General features: G+C 70.7%; 11 protein-coding genes and 1 pseudogene. 6 read left to right on the forward strand and 6 right to left on the reverse strand.

Features of this window, described 5'->3' with window-relative positions:
• Positions 1–241 precede the first annotated feature (241 nt).
• From ACZ8ZB_RS05285 to ACZ8ZB_RS05300, 4 genes are all read left to right on the forward strand, one after another.
• Positions 242–2,287, forward strand: a complete 2,046-nt coding sequence (locus ACZ8ZB_RS05285; RefSeq protein ID WP_470736552.1) for a sensor histidine kinase — start codon at positions 242–244, stop codon at positions 2,285–2,287.
• 141 nt (positions 2,288–2,428) lie between these two features.
• Positions 2,429–3,100: a response regulator gene (locus tag ACZ8ZB_RS05290; RefSeq protein ID WP_470741424.1), complete on the forward strand. Its 672-nt coding sequence runs from the start codon at positions 2,429–2,431 to the stop codon at positions 3,098–3,100.
• 1,227 nt (positions 3,101–4,327) lie between these two features.
• Positions 4,328–4,795: a cupin domain-containing protein gene (locus ACZ8ZB_RS05295; protein ID WP_470736553.1), complete on the forward strand. Its 468-nt coding sequence runs from the start codon at positions 4,328–4,330 to the stop codon at positions 4,793–4,795.
• A gap of 131 nt (positions 4,796–4,926) precedes the next feature.
• The gene (locus tag ACZ8ZB_RS05300; protein WP_470736554.1) at positions 4,927–5,262 is read left to right on the forward strand and encodes a beta/gamma crystallin domain-containing protein; all 336 of its coding nucleotides are present in this window, start codon (positions 4,927–4,929) and stop codon (positions 5,260–5,262) included.
• Positions 5,263–5,465: 203 nt separating this feature from the next.
• On the opposite strand, the pseudogene ACZ8ZB_RS05305 reads toward ACZ8ZB_RS05300, so the two are convergent.
• The 4 genes and pseudogenes from ACZ8ZB_RS05305 to ACZ8ZB_RS05320 form a co-directional block, all read right to left on the reverse strand.
• Positions 5,466–5,782: pseudogene (locus tag ACZ8ZB_RS05305) on the reverse strand (IS701 family transposase); the annotation flags it as partial.
• Positions 5,783–5,888: 106 nt separating this feature from the next.
• Entirely contained in the window at positions 5,889–6,455 is a 567-nt protein-coding gene (locus ACZ8ZB_RS05310) for a GNAT family N-acetyltransferase (protein WP_470736555.1), read from the reverse strand.
• A 403-nt stretch (positions 6,456–6,858) separates the two neighbouring features.
• The gene (locus tag ACZ8ZB_RS05315) at positions 6,859–7,170 is read right to left on the reverse strand and encodes a hypothetical protein (RefSeq protein WP_470736556.1); all 312 of its coding nucleotides are present in this window, start codon (positions 7,168–7,170) and stop codon (positions 6,859–6,861) included.
• Between the two features lie 151 nt (positions 7,171–7,321).
• The gene (locus ACZ8ZB_RS05320) at positions 7,322–9,475 is read right to left on the reverse strand and encodes an AAA family ATPase (RefSeq protein ID WP_470736557.1); all 2,154 of its coding nucleotides are present in this window, start codon (positions 9,473–9,475) and stop codon (positions 7,322–7,324) included.
• A 268-nt stretch (positions 9,476–9,743) separates the two neighbouring features.
• Between ACZ8ZB_RS05320 and ACZ8ZB_RS05325 the strand changes: the two genes are divergently transcribed.
• Positions 9,744–11,105 (forward strand): sensor histidine kinase, encoded by a 1,362-nt coding sequence (locus ACZ8ZB_RS05325; protein WP_470736558.1) that lies wholly within the window; start codon positions 9,744–9,746, stop codon positions 11,103–11,105.
• A 1-nt stretch (position 11,106) separates the two neighbouring features.
• On the opposite strand, the gene ACZ8ZB_RS05330 is transcribed toward ACZ8ZB_RS05325, so the two are convergent.
• Complete coding sequence (locus ACZ8ZB_RS05330; RefSeq protein ID WP_470736559.1) at positions 11,107–13,179, reverse strand: ATP-binding protein; 2,073 nt, start codon at positions 13,177–13,179, stop codon at positions 11,107–11,109.
• Positions 13,180–13,456: 277 nt separating this feature from the next.
• On the opposite strand from ACZ8ZB_RS05330, the gene ACZ8ZB_RS05335 reads away from it, so the two are divergent.
• Positions 13,457–14,218: a hypothetical protein gene (locus tag ACZ8ZB_RS05335; RefSeq protein ID WP_470736560.1), complete on the forward strand. Its 762-nt coding sequence runs from the start codon at positions 13,457–13,459 to the stop codon at positions 14,216–14,218.
• A 61-nt stretch (positions 14,219–14,279) separates the two neighbouring features.
• Here the strand turns inward: ACZ8ZB_RS05335 and ACZ8ZB_RS05340 are convergent, their stop codons facing one another.
• Positions 14,280–14,963 (reverse strand): response regulator, encoded by a 684-nt coding sequence (locus ACZ8ZB_RS05340; RefSeq protein ID WP_470736561.1) that lies wholly within the window; start codon positions 14,961–14,963, stop codon positions 14,280–14,282.
• Positions 14,964–15,360: the final 397 nt, after the last annotated feature.

Consider the following 15,360-nt stretch of genomic DNA (forward strand, 5'->3'; position numbering starts at 1 on the left):
TGTGCCCTGGAAGGACCTGATCCCCCGGAGGCTCGACGCGACGACGCGATCCATGTGCCGATCCTTTCGCGTTGAACGTGCCGCCCTGTCGCCCGCCGGGAGGATCGTCGCCTAGTCCGCAGGACATAGAGCGGTGGCACGACCCCGGGGCCGGCCCCGTCCCGGCCCCCGCACCCCGGCGGCGGACGGGAGGAGGCCGACGCCCAGACATACACTTGCGCCAGTGGGGAAAATTCGTCGAGTGCGGCCACTGCCGGTCCTGTTCGCGGTGGCGCAACTGCTTTCGTGGTTCACCGTCGTTCCCTCTTCGGGGGAGCCGCCGGACACCACTGCGTGGATCACCGCCTTCTGTGCCACGGCGCTCGCTGTGGTGGCGCTCGATCGGCGTCACCGGGCACCGCTCGCCGCCCTGGGCGTCATCGTCGCGGTGTCCGTGGTGGGACAGATCCTGGCGCCACCCGACCTGCTGGGCCTGGTGCCGGGGCTGGCGGTCATGGTGGCGCTGTTCACCGTCACCGTTCTGTGCAGCTGGCCCGTCGGCCTGGGCGCGACCGCCGCTGTCGCCATCGTCCAGCTCCTGCAGGCGGCCGCACGGCATGGCATCGGCGGTTTTCTCCTCTCGGACTGGCTCACTGGCGTCGGCCCCTTTCTGCTGGTGTCCGCTCTCGGCGCCGGCCGCCGGCACTGGCTGCGGGAACGGCAGGCGACCAAGGAGCGGCTGGCCCGTGCCGAGCAGCAGCGGACGCAGGCCGCCGAAGCCGAACGGGGACGACTGGCGGGTGAGTTGCACGACATCAGCGCGCACCACCTCACCTCCGTCGTGGTATCCGTCGAGGCCGCCCGCAGGCTCGGTGACAGCAGGCCCGACCTGACCGCGGAGGCGCTCGCGTTCGCGCGCCGCACCGCGCGGGAGACCCAGTCCGCACTGCGGCGTCTCGTAGCGGTCATGCAGGTGGGCGACGTACCGGCTCCCCAGGCGATGACCGCTCCGATCGAGACGCTGATCGCCGGATTCGGCAGGCTGGGCCGCCCCGTCTCCGTCTCCCTGCCCGCTGATCTCGCCGGACCCGCGGCGGAAGCGGCCCACGGCATCATCCGGGAGTCCCTGACCAACGCTCTGCGCTACGCGCCGGGCGCCGCGGTCAGCGTGCGGGTGCAGCGGGCCGGGGACACGCTGCACCTGACCGTCGACAACGGCAGGCCGCCCGGCGGCGCCGACACCGGCACGGCGGGGATCGGCTCCGGGCGGGGGGTGGAAGGAATGCACCGGCGTGCCGCCGTCCTCGGCGGGCGGCTGTCCGCGGGACCCCGCCCCGACGGGGGCTGGCGGGTACACGCCGTGCTCCCCGACGCTGCGTCCGCCCCTCGGCCGAACCCAGGACGACGGCGCGACTTTCCTCGCGAACAGCGGATCGCGGACGGGGCGGTCTTCGGCTCGGCCGCCGCGGTGGCGTCGGGCGTCGCCCTGACGAAGGCGGAGGACGCCGGCTACGGGGCCGGCACATGCCTGCTGCTCGTGTTGGTGCTGACCCTTCATGCCCTGCCGTTGCTGTGGCGCCGCCATGCGCCCTGGGCGGTCCTGGCAGCGACCGGGGCCACCGCCCTCTTGTGGCCGGTTCTGCTCCGCGGTGGTGTGCTGCCGCCGTCCTCCGCGATCTGCTTCCTCGGCGGCGGCATCGTCGCGCCGGCCGCGGTCTACGCGGTCGCGGCCTATGGCCGAGTCCTGAGAACCGCGCCCGTGCCCTCCGGCCGACGCGTCCCGCCGCCGACGACGCATCCACTGACGTATCCGGCGGGTCCGCGGCTGTCGTACCTGTCCGTGCCCGCCGCGGTCCTCTCGTCGGCGATCTCCATGACGGCCGCCTTCGCCGCCGACGGGACGCTGCTCGGAGACCCGGCCGGGCCTTTTCTCGTGCTGTTCCTCGCCTGCTGGACGCTGGGCCTGTCCGGCCTGGGATGCACGGCCGCCTGGGGGGCGGGATGGCTGATGCACAGGCGTCGCAGGCGGGAACTGAGCCGGGAGGACACGGCGCTCACAGCTGTGCTGTCGAGCACGAGGGCCATGGTCCATGGCGAACGGCAGCGAGTCGCCGTCGGTCTGCGGGAGACGGTGCTCCGGCAGACGGACCGGGTGATCTCCTCGGCTGAGGCGGGCAGCCTGGAGGAGGTGGCCGCCGCTACGCGAGCGACGCTGAGCGCCATGCGCCTGTTGCTCGGAAGCCTGGACGCCGGCAGAGCGCCGAAAGCGCCTCGAAGAGCCGTTGTGGCGAACACCCCTCGCATGTAGAAGTGGTCCGTGCCGACGGGTCAGCGAGTGCGTGGCGGCCTCTGGATACGCACGCCGACCTGGTGGGTCCCGCGCACCGCCTCCATGGGAGGATGCGGCGCAGACAGTGGCCTCGGTGCGGGCGAAGAGAGGAGCAGGGCCATCGGTATCCGTGTGCTGGTCGTGGACGATCAGGCGATCGTCCGCGCGGGTTTCGTGGCGATCCTGACGGCCGAGGCCGACATGACCGTGGTCGGCGAGGCGGCGGACGGTGACGCGGCTGTGGCGATGTCGGCACAGTTCGCGCCCGACCTGGTGCTCATGGACATCCGCATGCCGGGTATGGACGGACTGACGGCGACCCGGCTGATCACCAGTCACGGCAGCGGTTCCCGGGTTCTCGTGCTCACCACGTTCGACCTCGACGCCTATGTTTATGAGGCCCTGCGCGCCGGGGCCTCCGGCTTTCTGCTCAAGGATTCCGAGCCGGAGGACCTCCTGGCCGCGATACGGGTGGTCGCCTCCGGTGACGGCGTCCTCGCGCCCGCGGTCACGGGACGTCTGATAGCTGCCTTCGCTCAGGGGGCCTCCTTCGCTCCGGAGATCACAGGGGCACTGGGCAGCCTCACCAACCGCGAACGCGAGATCCTCGTCCTCGTCGCCACGGGCTTGAGCAACGCGGAGATCGGCGCGCGTCTGGAAGTGGCCCTGGGAACGGTGAAGGTGCACGTGAGCTCAGTGCTCAACAAGCTGGGCCTGCGGGATCGTGTGCAGGCGACCATCTTCGCCTACGAGAGCGGGCTGGTCCGCCCGTCGGTGACGCCGGCTCTCTGAGCGGCCCTCCGCTTGCCTGTTACCGGGGCAGCCAGAGGGAGGGTTGGCCGTGAACCCGGCAGGCGCGATCGCGGACCCGTGGACGACTGCGCCGCCGTTGCCCTGTGCGGTCCGTCTCCGCCCAGCTCTTTCGCCTGCTGCCCAGGGCCCCGAAAGCAGTGCCGCCAAGCACGGAAGGGACGGGCCCCGGAACCGTCACCGCTGGGCCCCTGTCCGCTCCCCGTGCGCTGCTGCTCGGCAGGCACGACCACGAAGACCACCGGCAGAGAAGGTCACGAAACCCGCACGGGTCGTTCCGTGATCTCACTGCGACGATCCGCGCCGTCGAGACGCGGGGTTCGCGGACGGATGAGACGGCGCATTGTTCCTGCCGGTAATCGACGAGTCGCGCCACATCAGTTACTGAAGCAACTCGGAGGTCGCTTGTACGGCATCTTCCATGCATGATTCCTGGCTCATCTTGCCCATGACCCTCCCTTCACACATTTGCGCGGAAGGGAACCTCGCTGATGGTCGAGGCGACCGACGCTGCTTGGAGTGCGGCATTCGACGGTCGGTGACACGGCCGCCGACCCTGCGACCGATTCCCCGCAAAAGGGATATGGGGCGCCATGTTGCTGTCGCTCGTCCAGCCGCCGTATCGCGGCATCGTGTGCTCGGATATGTCCCGCAGCCCCGACGAGAGGCTCAATACACGAGGAGGAGGGAACCCACCGTGCCTGCACACACCGTCTGGGAAGGAGTCCGCTTGAAGGCAAGCGCGTCGTCGCCTTCGATTCCTCCGGCATCGGCGAGCAGACGAGCGGCGGGGGTTCCGAGGAGCTGACCGCGGCCGCCCCACTTCTGCTGCCCCTTCCTGGTGTTGGCGTCCTGGTGTTGGCGAACGGACCCACCGAGGCGGGAACTGCTCGGGTCCAACGGTGGGCAGACGATCCTCCGGCGGCTCCTGGGAGACCACACGCTCCGCAGTTGTCGACGCAACGGACCGGCCGGCGAGCCGCCGTCACTCCCCCGGCGACACCCCCGAGAACGCCACGCCCTCCACGAGCGGCGCTGTTCTCGTCACCCGTCCGGCGAGCATCCCCGCCGACCGCTCTTCGACCGTTCTTGGCACCGGACGGGCGCGGGGCGACCGCCGACGGGCCGGTGGTTCGGGCACCGGCCACGCCTTTTCCCACAAGCCAGGCGCAACACAGCGCTCCCCGCACCCGCAAGAGAGTACGATCCATGTCTTTGCCCCCACTGCACATACCGCCGGACGGCGGATCCCCGGTGTTCCTCGTGGGGGACACCTACACCACCTTGCTCAGCGCCGCTGACACCGGCGGTGAGCTGTCCCTGGCCGAGGCCATCGTTCCGGCCGATGCCGGCCCCCCGCCGCACACCCACCACGGCGAGTCCGAGACGTTCGTTCTTCTTGACGGAACACTTCGTGTGACCGCCGGTGACGAGCAGTTCGACGTCGAGCCCGGAGGGGTCGTGTACGTCCCCAAGGGGGTTCGTCACTCTTTCAAGAACACCAGCCCGGGCCACCCCGCCCGCATGTACTTCCTCTATGTGCCTGGCGGCATGGACGGCATGTTCCAGGAGATCGGCCGCCCCGGTGTCCGGGGCCGAGTCGGCCCTCCCCTCGACCCGGCCGATGTGGTCGCCATGGGTGAGGTTGCCGAGAAGTACGGCTACACCCTCGGCTGAACGACCGCCCCTCCGCGACGCCGCAACCGCCGTACCCGGTGCTTGAGCGGATGTTCACCAGACGCATACCGGTCACCGGCCACGGTGCGCCGAAACCCAGTGCTGTTCCCACCATGTGAAGGAAACCCATCATGAAGCGTGTCACTCAGCGAACGACGCTGGTCATGGCTGCTGCCGGAGCCCTGGCAGTCCTCATACCCGCAGGCCCCGCCGTTGCCATGAACAGGGCCGACTGCGGCAACCGGATCGACTTCGTGAAGGTCTGGTACAACGGCGGCAAGAACACCGCCTGTTTCGCCAACGCGGGTGTCCAGGACGTTGACTTGCCCAACGCCGTAAAGGTCTCGTCCGGCAACAACCGCATCCGCTTCGTCGTGGGTGGGGACATCTACACGATGGACAAGTGGGCGACCAAGGTGGACGTCGAAGGCCAGAACAAGAAGCTGACTCGCCTGCGGATCTTCTGATCCACAAGTCCAGGGCGGTGTCTTGACCCCTCCGACCGCCCGCCGCCAGGACCGAGCCCAGGTCAGCCACTGCCGGCGACAAGCCGCTCAGGCATGAAAATCGCGATCCGCAGACAGAGCACCAAAGACACCCTGGTCCGCTGGCAGGCGGGCCAGGGTGTCCCGCTGAGCTCATCACGGCAAGATCGCGGCATGCCGACGGCCTGGCTGTTCTCGATGCGTCCTGCGGTCCCGATGTACTGACACCGCACACCAACCGCGGCGGCGCCCTCCTTGAGGTCACAGCCTCCTCGGCGGACAGCACCGCCGCGGTGTCGAGCAGTTGCCCGACGACGAAGCCGCGGATGTCGTCGCATACCGCGTCAGCGTCCACTTGGCCCCGACAACAGGTGTTGCTAGCCGTACGGTTCGCGTCCCCGGCGACGTGCTCGGCGAGCGTCCAGCAGTTCTTGTGTGGCGGGCCAGACAGCAACCCGGGCACGAACGCCCGTGCCAGGCGCCGTGGTTCAGCCCTGCTCACACACCGATGATCAACACCGGCCGTCCCCGTCCACGGACCGGCCCCGTCCACAGGTGGCGTGCTCGGCTCCCGCCAGTGGACGGCAAGGCAGGCACCGTCCGGTCCGTCAGTGGAGAAGATCTGCTGCCTCGGTCAGGTCCATCGGGGGCTGCTCGACGGGGACTGTGAGGTCGACGGTCGAGCGGTGAACGGCCGGCCGGGAGGCACCGAGCGTCCTCATGATCTTGAGCATGCGCACGTTGTCCGAGCCGGTCATGACATTCATGGAGCAGCAGCCGAAGGTGCGGGCCTGCGCACGGGCGTACTGCGCCAGCGTGGTGCCCGGGCCACGGCTCTGCCACGGGTCCTCGATCATGATGCCGAGTTCGGCGGTGCTGGGCTCGGTCGTGCGGACCAGATTGGTGGTCGCGATGAATTGCTGTGGATCGTCCTCTGGGCGGGTGACCCAGGTGAGGCTGAGGTCGGGGCGGGTCAGGTGGTGGAACTCGACCCAGCGCAGGGAACGCCCGGCGGCCTGGTAGCGCGCGAAGCGCGTCTCGAGCGAGCAGCGGTCGTGCAGCGCGTTCACCGCGTCGAAGTCATCGAGCGTCGCGGGGCGGGTGATGGTGCGGGTCCCGGTGTGCGGCAGGCGGGGGCGACGGGGTGCGGTGGTCGTCGGGGCGGGGGCGGGCACAGTGGTCCTCGGCTTGGAGTCAGGGAAGGCGGGGGGCAAGACACGGTGCAGGAGCGCGGCAACCGCCGGTAGCCCCTGCGGGGCCACCGGCCGGGGCCCGTCACCGCCAGTTGCGGCGGCGTCCCCCGTGACAGGATCCCGACCCGTTGGAGGGGAGTCATTCCCGTGCGTGCCCGGCCGGAGGGGGAGGCTGTCGTCCATGACGGAGCCGAACGTCGAAGAACTGGGCTGAACGGCCGTGTTGGCGGCGCTGTCGAACAACACGGAGCCGTTCGGAACAGGCGGCCCGCGCCCCGCTCACCGACACGGACCTGTCGGTCCGGGGGCCGCAGCAGCGTTCTGAACTCAGGGAAACCCCGGGCCGTCACAGATCAAGGTTCGCCGGACCGCGTGAGAGGGACGCTCACGCGTCGAGGTCCTGGTGGTAGGCGTGGCGGTCGGTGTGTGGGCGTCGAGAGGACGTGAGGAACCGGAGGGCCGACGCGACGAGCACGGTGATCAGAAGGGCGACGCTGATCAGGAAGGTCCATTCGGCCCACGCACCGCCGGACCGCCCCTCCTCGAACGCTGAGAACAACCGTGCGCCCACGGGGTAGGAGATCATGCAGACGATGACGAGGGGCCAGAAGGACAACACCTTGAGGGGCTTGGTCCATGCGGTGAGGGCAAGGGCCACGACAGCGATCAGGGCGACGAGGACGTGTATGCGATCCATGGGCCGATCCTTTCGCGCGGAATCCGCTGCGATCTCGGCCACCAGGAGGAATTTCGCCTAGTCCGCGAAGCATAGACCCGCACGAGGGTGCCGGCCCTTCCGGCTGCCGCCCTCGTGCGTCAGCGGTCCCCGCGACTCCGTTCCCTGTCGCTCACGGAGGAGGTGTACCGTCCGGCACACCGGACGGGTACACCTCCTCATGCCACAGACGAGCCGAGACGCGCTCGACCGCAGTCCTGAGATGACGGCGGTAGGTGCTCAGTGACACGCCCAGTCGTTCGGCCGCTGCCCGGTGCGTGGTCGTCCCTTCGACGAACGCGGTCACCGCGGCCTTGTGCGGTCCGTGCCCGCCTTGCTCCTCGGCCAGCTTGTTCACGGCCTGTCGGAGCACGGCCGCCAGGTCTTCACCGCCCACGGCAGCCACCCGGCTGCGCCGCAACGGATTCAGCGCGAGCTCCGACGGCCGCCGCAACGCCCGCAGCCCCGCGTGCACGGCGTCGGCGAACTCCTGCTCGGACAGGACCCCTGTCGGCGTCCGCGCCTCGTCCGTGCGGACGAGGCCGGCACCGTTCACGCGATGGCAGGGGCCACGGCCGTCGCCCTCACCCGACACGGAGTGCAGCAGCCCGCGCAGCCAGTCGGAAGCGGGGAAGACCCGCACGTCACGGGCGAACAGACGCTGGAGAACACCGCCGACGTCCCAGCGGTGCTCCGTGGGAAGCAGCCCGTGCCGGCGCAGCGCCCCGTCCCAGACGCCGTCGTCCCGGAGCACGAAGAACACCCAGGCCGGTCCGCCGGTCCGCACCGTCTCCGCGACGAGGCCCCGCAGCGACAGCGCCATGGCCGATGAGGCGTCCCATCGCTCCTGCGGGCCGGCGTGGAAGCGGGCCACCGAGATCCGCTCGCTCGCCCGCAGCGGCCCGTGCCGCCGCACGTGGTCCCAGACGGCGGCGACCACGGGATCTGCTGTCTCCCCTTCGTACGCCGTCAGCCGCAGCCAGGCCGAACAGGCTCGCGGAGGGCCGTACGGGAGCGGCCTCCGGACCCTGAACGCCTCCGGCTGGTGATGCAGCCAGAACCGTGCGTTCTCCGCGGACTCCGGCCCCTCGCAGTCCTCGATCAGGCCGAGCACGGTGGCCTCGTCCACAGGCTTGCACGCCTCGTCCTCGTGGCTGCCCCGCACGGTCCCCTCATGGACGGGTGGCAGCACCGTGATGCCCCGGTACAGGCGGTGCAGGGCTCCCGCAGCGTCCAGGGCGCGGTCGAAAGGCACGGTGCGTATCTGCTCCACCAGGTGGTCGTGCAGGCGCTCGTGCAGAGCGGCGAACCCGTCGGGGTCGTTCCATCTGGCGTCGTGCTCGACCGTGTTGCGTACCGCCTCGTCCAGCAGCAGGCCGCACCCGACGGCCGTCACCCAGGGCTGCGCGCGCAGCCACGCGAACGACCGGGCCGCCGCGCCGGCGCCGAGTTCGGCGCGCAGCAACTCCTCCGTGACGGTACCTGCCCGGGCGGTCACCTGCAGAGCCCGTCGGTGCTGCTCGGTGGGGAGACTGCCGACGAGACGGTGGAACAGGACCGCGGTCAGCCGTCGGGAGACGCCCCCGTCCGTGGACCACCCTGCTTCCCCACCGGTGCGGGCGGCGGCCGCGACCAGGGACAGAGCCAGGGGATTGCCGCCCGCGAACTCCCGCACGGGAACGTGCAGGGGCGGCGGCACGCCCTGGTCGCCCAGGACCTTGGTGGTCTCCTCCGCGTTCAGCGCGGGCAGCTTCATGGACCGGGCGCAGGCGGCCCAGCCGGGATCGGTTCTCCAGCCGAGCTGCGGCGGGGTTCTTGACGCCATGACCACGACCGCATCACTCGGTACGTCGGGCAGGAAGCTCTCGCGCAGCCACGCCTCCAGCCCGGTGCACCGCTCCAGGGAGTCGACCAACAGGACTGTTGCGGGATCGTCAAGGACATCACGGAACACATCCAGGCGACCGCAGGCGTCCGCCGGTGTCCTCGCACCGTCCACCCGCACCACCGTCCTGCCGGCGGCGGTCGCGTCCAGGGACAGGCGGTGCAGCAAGGCGGACTTACCGATACCGCCGGGCCCGTGCACGAAGAGGACGGGCCGGGCTTCGGCTTCTCCCGCCAGCGCCGCTCGGAACGCGTCCCGCTCGGCCGCCCTGCCGACGAAGGCCCGGGCGCGTGCGGCGGCCACCTGCTCGCCGAGCAGACCGCCACCACAGGAGCCGGCGGGGCCCGTGGCGTTGCTGCCGCTCACTGGGTCGGCTCGGGTGGGGACTGGTCCCGGACTCACCGGAACTCCTCTGCGAAGGGATCGGTCAACCCCTCCAGTCCAACCGTCCCGGTCGTCCGCGAGCTCCGCCTTCGAGGCGAACTCGCGGATCGGCCGACCGGACGAGGTCACTCTCCTGCTCGTCCTGGAGAACGAGTACGTGCACCCGGCCGCTCCTGCACAGGCATCCGGACTGTCCGTGCTCGCGCCGTCCCACGGACGAGGGGGACGCCGTCTTCCGGTGTCCCGGCGGGCCGCTGTCGGGTGGCGCGGTCTACCGTGGACCGTCATGAGCGCACTGGACTCGTGGCCGCGCCGCCGTCTGCCCCCCGCCCTGACCGACCTGGCCCTGGGCGTTCTCCTGACAGGCTGGTGCCTGGCCCTGCCCTCCCTGGTCCCTGCGAGCGAGGCCCTGCACAACGCGCCGGGCGGCTGGTGGGTCGCGCTCATCCTGGTCTGCGGTGCGCCCATCACCGTTCATCACCGGTTCCCGCTGGCGAGCCTCGTGGTTGTCGCGGTCGCCTGCAGCATCCTCCAGGCGCTGCGTTACGTCCCCCACCTCGTGGGGCCGCAGGGGACCGCGATCAGCCCCACCTACCTGTGCGCCGCGACGGCCCTGTTCCTGACCGCCGTGCGGACCGAACACCGCACCGCCGCTCTTGTGGCGCTCCTCCACGTTCCGGCGCTGTCCGTGACGGAAGCCGTGCTGGCACCCGCGGGTCACCGGCTTGCCGCGGGCACGACCGAGGCGGTGCTGACGGCCGCGGCCTGGTCCCTCGGCCGGCTGGTACGAACCCGGACCGCTATGCAGGATCAGGCGCTGGAGCGCGCCAAGGCGCTGGAGGGTGAACAGCTCGCCAACGCCCGTGCCGCCGTCATGGAGGAACGCGCGCGCATCGCCCGGGAACTGCACGACATCGTCGCCCACAACGTCAGCCTCATGGTCGTGCAGACCATCGCCGCCGACCGGGTCCAGGCCCGCGACCCGCAGAAGGCGCACGAACTGCACCGCACCATCGAGGAGACCGGCCGGGCCACCGTCACCGAGCTACGGCAACTGCTGGACGTGCTCCGCACCGACGACGAGGACGACACCGACCCCAGCAAGCAGCCACCGCAGCCCACCATCGACGCCATCCCTGCGCTGCTGGAGTCGGTACGTGCCGCCGGTCTCCAGGTCCACTGCACCATCAGCGGGGAACCGGTCGGCCTGTCGGCCGGCTCGCAACTGGCGGTCTACCGGATCGTGCAGGAAGCCCTCACCAACACGCTCAAGCACGCGGGCCGCACCCGCACCGCGGTCACGCTGGTGTGGGAGCACGACCGTCACCGGCTGTCCCTGAGGATCTGCGACGCGGGCCCGAGCGAGCAGGCCGCACCTTCGCCGGCCCACGTCTTCGACCGGGGGGCGGGGCACGGGCTGATCGGGATCCGGGAGCGGGTCGCGGCCATGGGCGGCACACTGCACACCGGCCACCGTCCCGGAGGCGGTTACTGTGTGCATGCCGCCCTCCCCCTTCCGTCCGCGTACGGCCCGCCCCCGCCGGACGACCGGAGCTCCTGCGTCCTCGCCGAGCCCGTTCGCCACGAGGACGGCACCGGGTCCCACGACAACGAGGCCGGGACCGTCCTCGCTCTCCCGGTCACCTGAGTCAACGCCGCGACCGGCCCGTGGGTGACAGCAGCGGGGTTCCGGACAGTTCGTGCTCCCACATGATCCGCGTGATCCGGCGTGTCGCCCACGCCAGGTGGCGGCGGTAGGTGCTGAAGGGAAGCCCCAGGCGCCGAGCGGCGGCCGCCTGCGTCGAGGCCCCTTCGACGTAGGCGGCGGTCGCCGCCCGGTAGCCCTTGTCACCACCGCGCTCGAGCGGCAGGCTGCCGATCGCGCTGGTGACCACGTCTTCGAGGCCCATGCCGTGCGCCAGGACGAGACGACTGCGCTGGAGCGGGTTGAGCGCCAGCTCACGTGGCCGACGCAGGGCTCGCAGGGCGGCCAGCACGGCGACGGCGAACTCCTCCTCGCCCAGCACCAGGACATCCGCCGCCGTGAACGGATCCTGCCCGGAGCGGGCTGGACCAGGAGCGGCGCCGGTGAGCAAGGGAGCGTTCGCCGCGCCCCCGAACACCGCGGGCAGGGCACGCCGGTCGCAGGCGAAGAGACGGTGACGGTGGCCGTCGACCGTCACCGTGCCGGCCGTCGGCTCCATGGCGTGGTGGCGCAGATGAGAGTCCCAGAAGCCGTCGTCGCGCAGGACGGCGAACGCCCAGGCCAGCCTGTCGTCGCGGATGATCTCCCCCACCATGCGCCCGAGGGACGCGTCCATCACGGAGGAGGGACGGTGATCGCCGTACTCGCCGACGTGAAACCGCGCCAGCGCGATGTGCTCGCCGGCCCGCACCGGCCCGTGCTTCCTGGTGTGCGCCCAGGCGGCGGCGACGACCGGGTCCTCCGCCTCACCGTCGAAGGGCGTGAGCTCCAACCACGCCGAACATCCGACGGCCCCCTCACCGGGTCCGAGGCGTTGCAGAAGGAAGTTCTCGGGCTGCTCGCGCAGCCAGTGCGCGGCTATGCGCGCCGACTCCGGTCCCTCCTGGCGGCGTATCCGGCGGATCAGCGTCGTCTCGTGCCCGACCGCGCGGGGCAGCTCTTCGGCCCGGCCGCCTGACGGCCGGCCGCGCGCCTCGGCCAGAAAGCGCCCGGAGCGGTGGAGGAACCGCAGGTCCCCCACGGTCTCGAGGACGCGGGAAGCGGGCGCGAGCCGCGTCCGTTCGAGCAGGTGGCCCCGGATCCTCCGGTGCAGTTCCGCGAAGCCGGCCGGATCACGCCAGCACAGATCTGCCTTCAGCGCCTCGCGTACGACGTCATGGGGGAACACACCGAGCCGGGAGGTCTCGACGAACGGCTGGTCGCGCAGCCAGAGGAAGAGTTCCTCGCCCTGGTCGCCGAGGACCGCCCGCAACAACTCCACCGAGGTGACACGGGCCTGGGCGCACACGTCCAGGGCTGCCTGGTGAGCCTCGTCGGGCGGGGTACCGACGAGCCGGCGCAACAGAGCGGCGACGGCGTCCTGGCCCAGCGGAAGTTCCGCGAAACCGGCACCGCCCTCGGTCTCCGTGCGCGCCGCCGCCTTCGCGGCCAGGGCGAGAGCCAGGGGGCGCCCTCCGGCGAACTCCAGCAGGGCGTCGTGCAGGTGAGGGAGCACGCCTCGCTGCCGGAGGAGCGCCGCTGCGTCGGACTCGCTCAGACCGCCCAGGGGCAGTACGCGCAGCAGCCCCGTCCAGCCGGGGTCGGCCGGCCAGTGCGGGTCAGGCTCGTGGCGGCTCGCCACCACGGCCACGGTGCCACGGGGGAGGCGGGGCAGGCACTCCTCGCGCAGCCAGCCCTCCAAAGACCGGCAGTGCTCGAAGGAATCGACGAGCAGAACGCCTCCGGGCTCCTGCGTGACGGGGCGTACGGCACGGGTGAACGCGTCGGCGGTCGCCGGCGTGGTCCGCCCGTCGACCCGTACGACGATCCGGCCCGCGGCACGGGCCTCCAGCGCGAACCGGCGCAAGAGCATCGACTTGCCCGTGCCGCTCTGCCCGTGCAGGTAGATAACGGACGCGGCGCCGGGCGCCCTGTCCAACGCCTCACGGAAAGACCGGAGTTCACTCTCTCGCCCGACAAAGGACCGCTCCCGGACCCGTTCCAACCGCTCGCCCAGGCTGCCTCCGCGCGTGCTCACTCACTCCGCCTCTCCCGTCCCGCCCGACGCGGCCGGGCCGCTGACCGCGACAGCACGGAGCGCGGCCGCGAAGGGAGTACCCCGACTTCAGCATAGGCGTCCGTGGATCACCGCGGACGGCCGCCCACGAGGGGGCGGCCGTTCCTCGGCCCGTGTACGTGACGGCCACCCGTGAGCACAAGTGAGCACACGCCGACCACCGCCTGGGCAGTCGGTGGCTGGCGGGTGTGCCGAGCATGGGAGAGACCCCGCCAGACGTCCGCCATCCCCCGTGCCCATGCCCACAGCCGAAATCTCCTCCTTCTCCGACTTCCCCGCGACGGTCCCCGTCTCCGAGGACGCAGCCGCCTGCCCCGTCGACGTCGTCCTCTCGCTGCGCCGGGAGAGAACAGCCCGTCTGCTGCGCACCATGCGCCCGTACCACGTGCTGCCGGCCCTGTCCCACCCATGGGGCTCCGCACCGGCCTACATGTCGCTGCTGCGCAGGCCCGACGGACTGGTCGTCCTCGATGTGCCCGAGGACGGCGGAACGGGCCGACTCGAGCAGCGCGTGCGCGTGCTCAGCACGATCTCCTCGGTCGTGGTGCTGGCTCCCCGGGACGCGAACGTGGTCGCCACGCTGCGCGCGGGGGCCGTCAACGTGCTCCCCCGGGACACCCCTCCCAGGGAGTTGGCCGGCCGGATCGTCGCCGAACGCAGGTGGCTCGATCTCTCCGGGAGGCAACACCGCCTGCGGGCACCGGTCCCGAGTCGTCCGCAGGCCGTGCCCCACCAGGCGTCTCAACAAGTGTTGTTGGAGCTTCTGAGCCTGCCCGCCCGTCAGTGGTGTTGCCACGATCTGGGACTGCTGCTCGGCACCGCCGGGGAGCCGGTGAGCAAACGGGCGCTGCAAGCCCGGGTGATGCGGCTGAACGGACGTCTGGCGCCGTACGGGGTCTCCGTCGGCGCCGTACACCGATGGGGCCGGACCAGGTACACGGGTGTGCGTGAGGCCGTGCCATACGAAGAGCTGCCCGAGCAGTCGCCGTTGAGCCTCTGATGTCATGCCTTGGATGCGCCGGCGACCCGTTCGTGGGTGACCGTCGGGGAAGAGCAGACCGTCAGCACACAGTACGGGCATGCCCGACCGGTGCGACCAAGCCGGCATCGTAGGCCAGGATCACTGCTTGTACCCGGTCGCGCAGATGGCACTTCTCCAGGATGTGAGCGATGTGCGTCCTGACCGTGTTCTTGCTGACGTCCAGTTCCTGGGCGATCTCCTCGTTGGACAGCCCCCGGCTCAGCGCACGCAACACGTCGACCTCACGGGCCGTGAGATGGTCCAGCCGCCTGGGCGCGGACCCGACGGCCGGCTGAGGCAGGCGGGCGAAGCGGTCCAGCAGCCGCCGAGTGACGCGCGGGGAGAGGACGGCATCACCGGCGGCCACCATCCGTACCGCCTCCACCAGGGACTGGGCCGGTCCGTCCTTGAGCAGGAAGCCGACGGCCCCGGCCCTGAGAGCGTCCAGGACGTGCCGATCCAGGTCGAACGTGGTCAACATCACGACCTGGGATTCCGCACCGGATTCCACGATGCGCCGGGTGGCCTCGACACCGTCCGTGCCGGGCATGCGGACGTCCATCAGGACGACGTCCGGCCGCAGGGCGAGGACCTGCTCGACAGCGGAGTCTCCGTCGGACGCCTCGCCGACGACGGCGATGTCCGGTTCGCATTCGAGGATGAGACGGAAACCGGTGCGGATCATCTGCTGGTCGTCGACCAGCAGAACGCGGACGGACTCCATGGGGAAGGCTTCCTTCGTGGGGTGCACCGGCGTCCGGTGCGGGTGAAACGAGCGGCCGACCACCTCCCCGAGCGATGTGCCGAGTACGAGGAGCTGCTCTGCCTCTCGATGACGACAGATCACAATATCTGCACGGGTCATTCGGGACGCGCTGGGCCGATCCGCGCAGGGGGGACGCAGCCGGCGCGGACCGACGGGACGGCACGCTGTTCCGGCCCAGTGACTGATCAAGCCCGCCCTGAAGGGTTGCTTCAGCAACTGAGGAACCGCCTTCCGCAGTTCATCTCCTTGACTTTACTACCCCACACATCCCTACAGCATGTGGTTCGTGTATACGCACAAGTGAATCACGGTCAATCCTCATGAAGGGTGGCGTCCGGGGCGAGGGTCTGCATGT

Source organism: Streptomyces sp. 12E, from assembly GCF_055633275.1.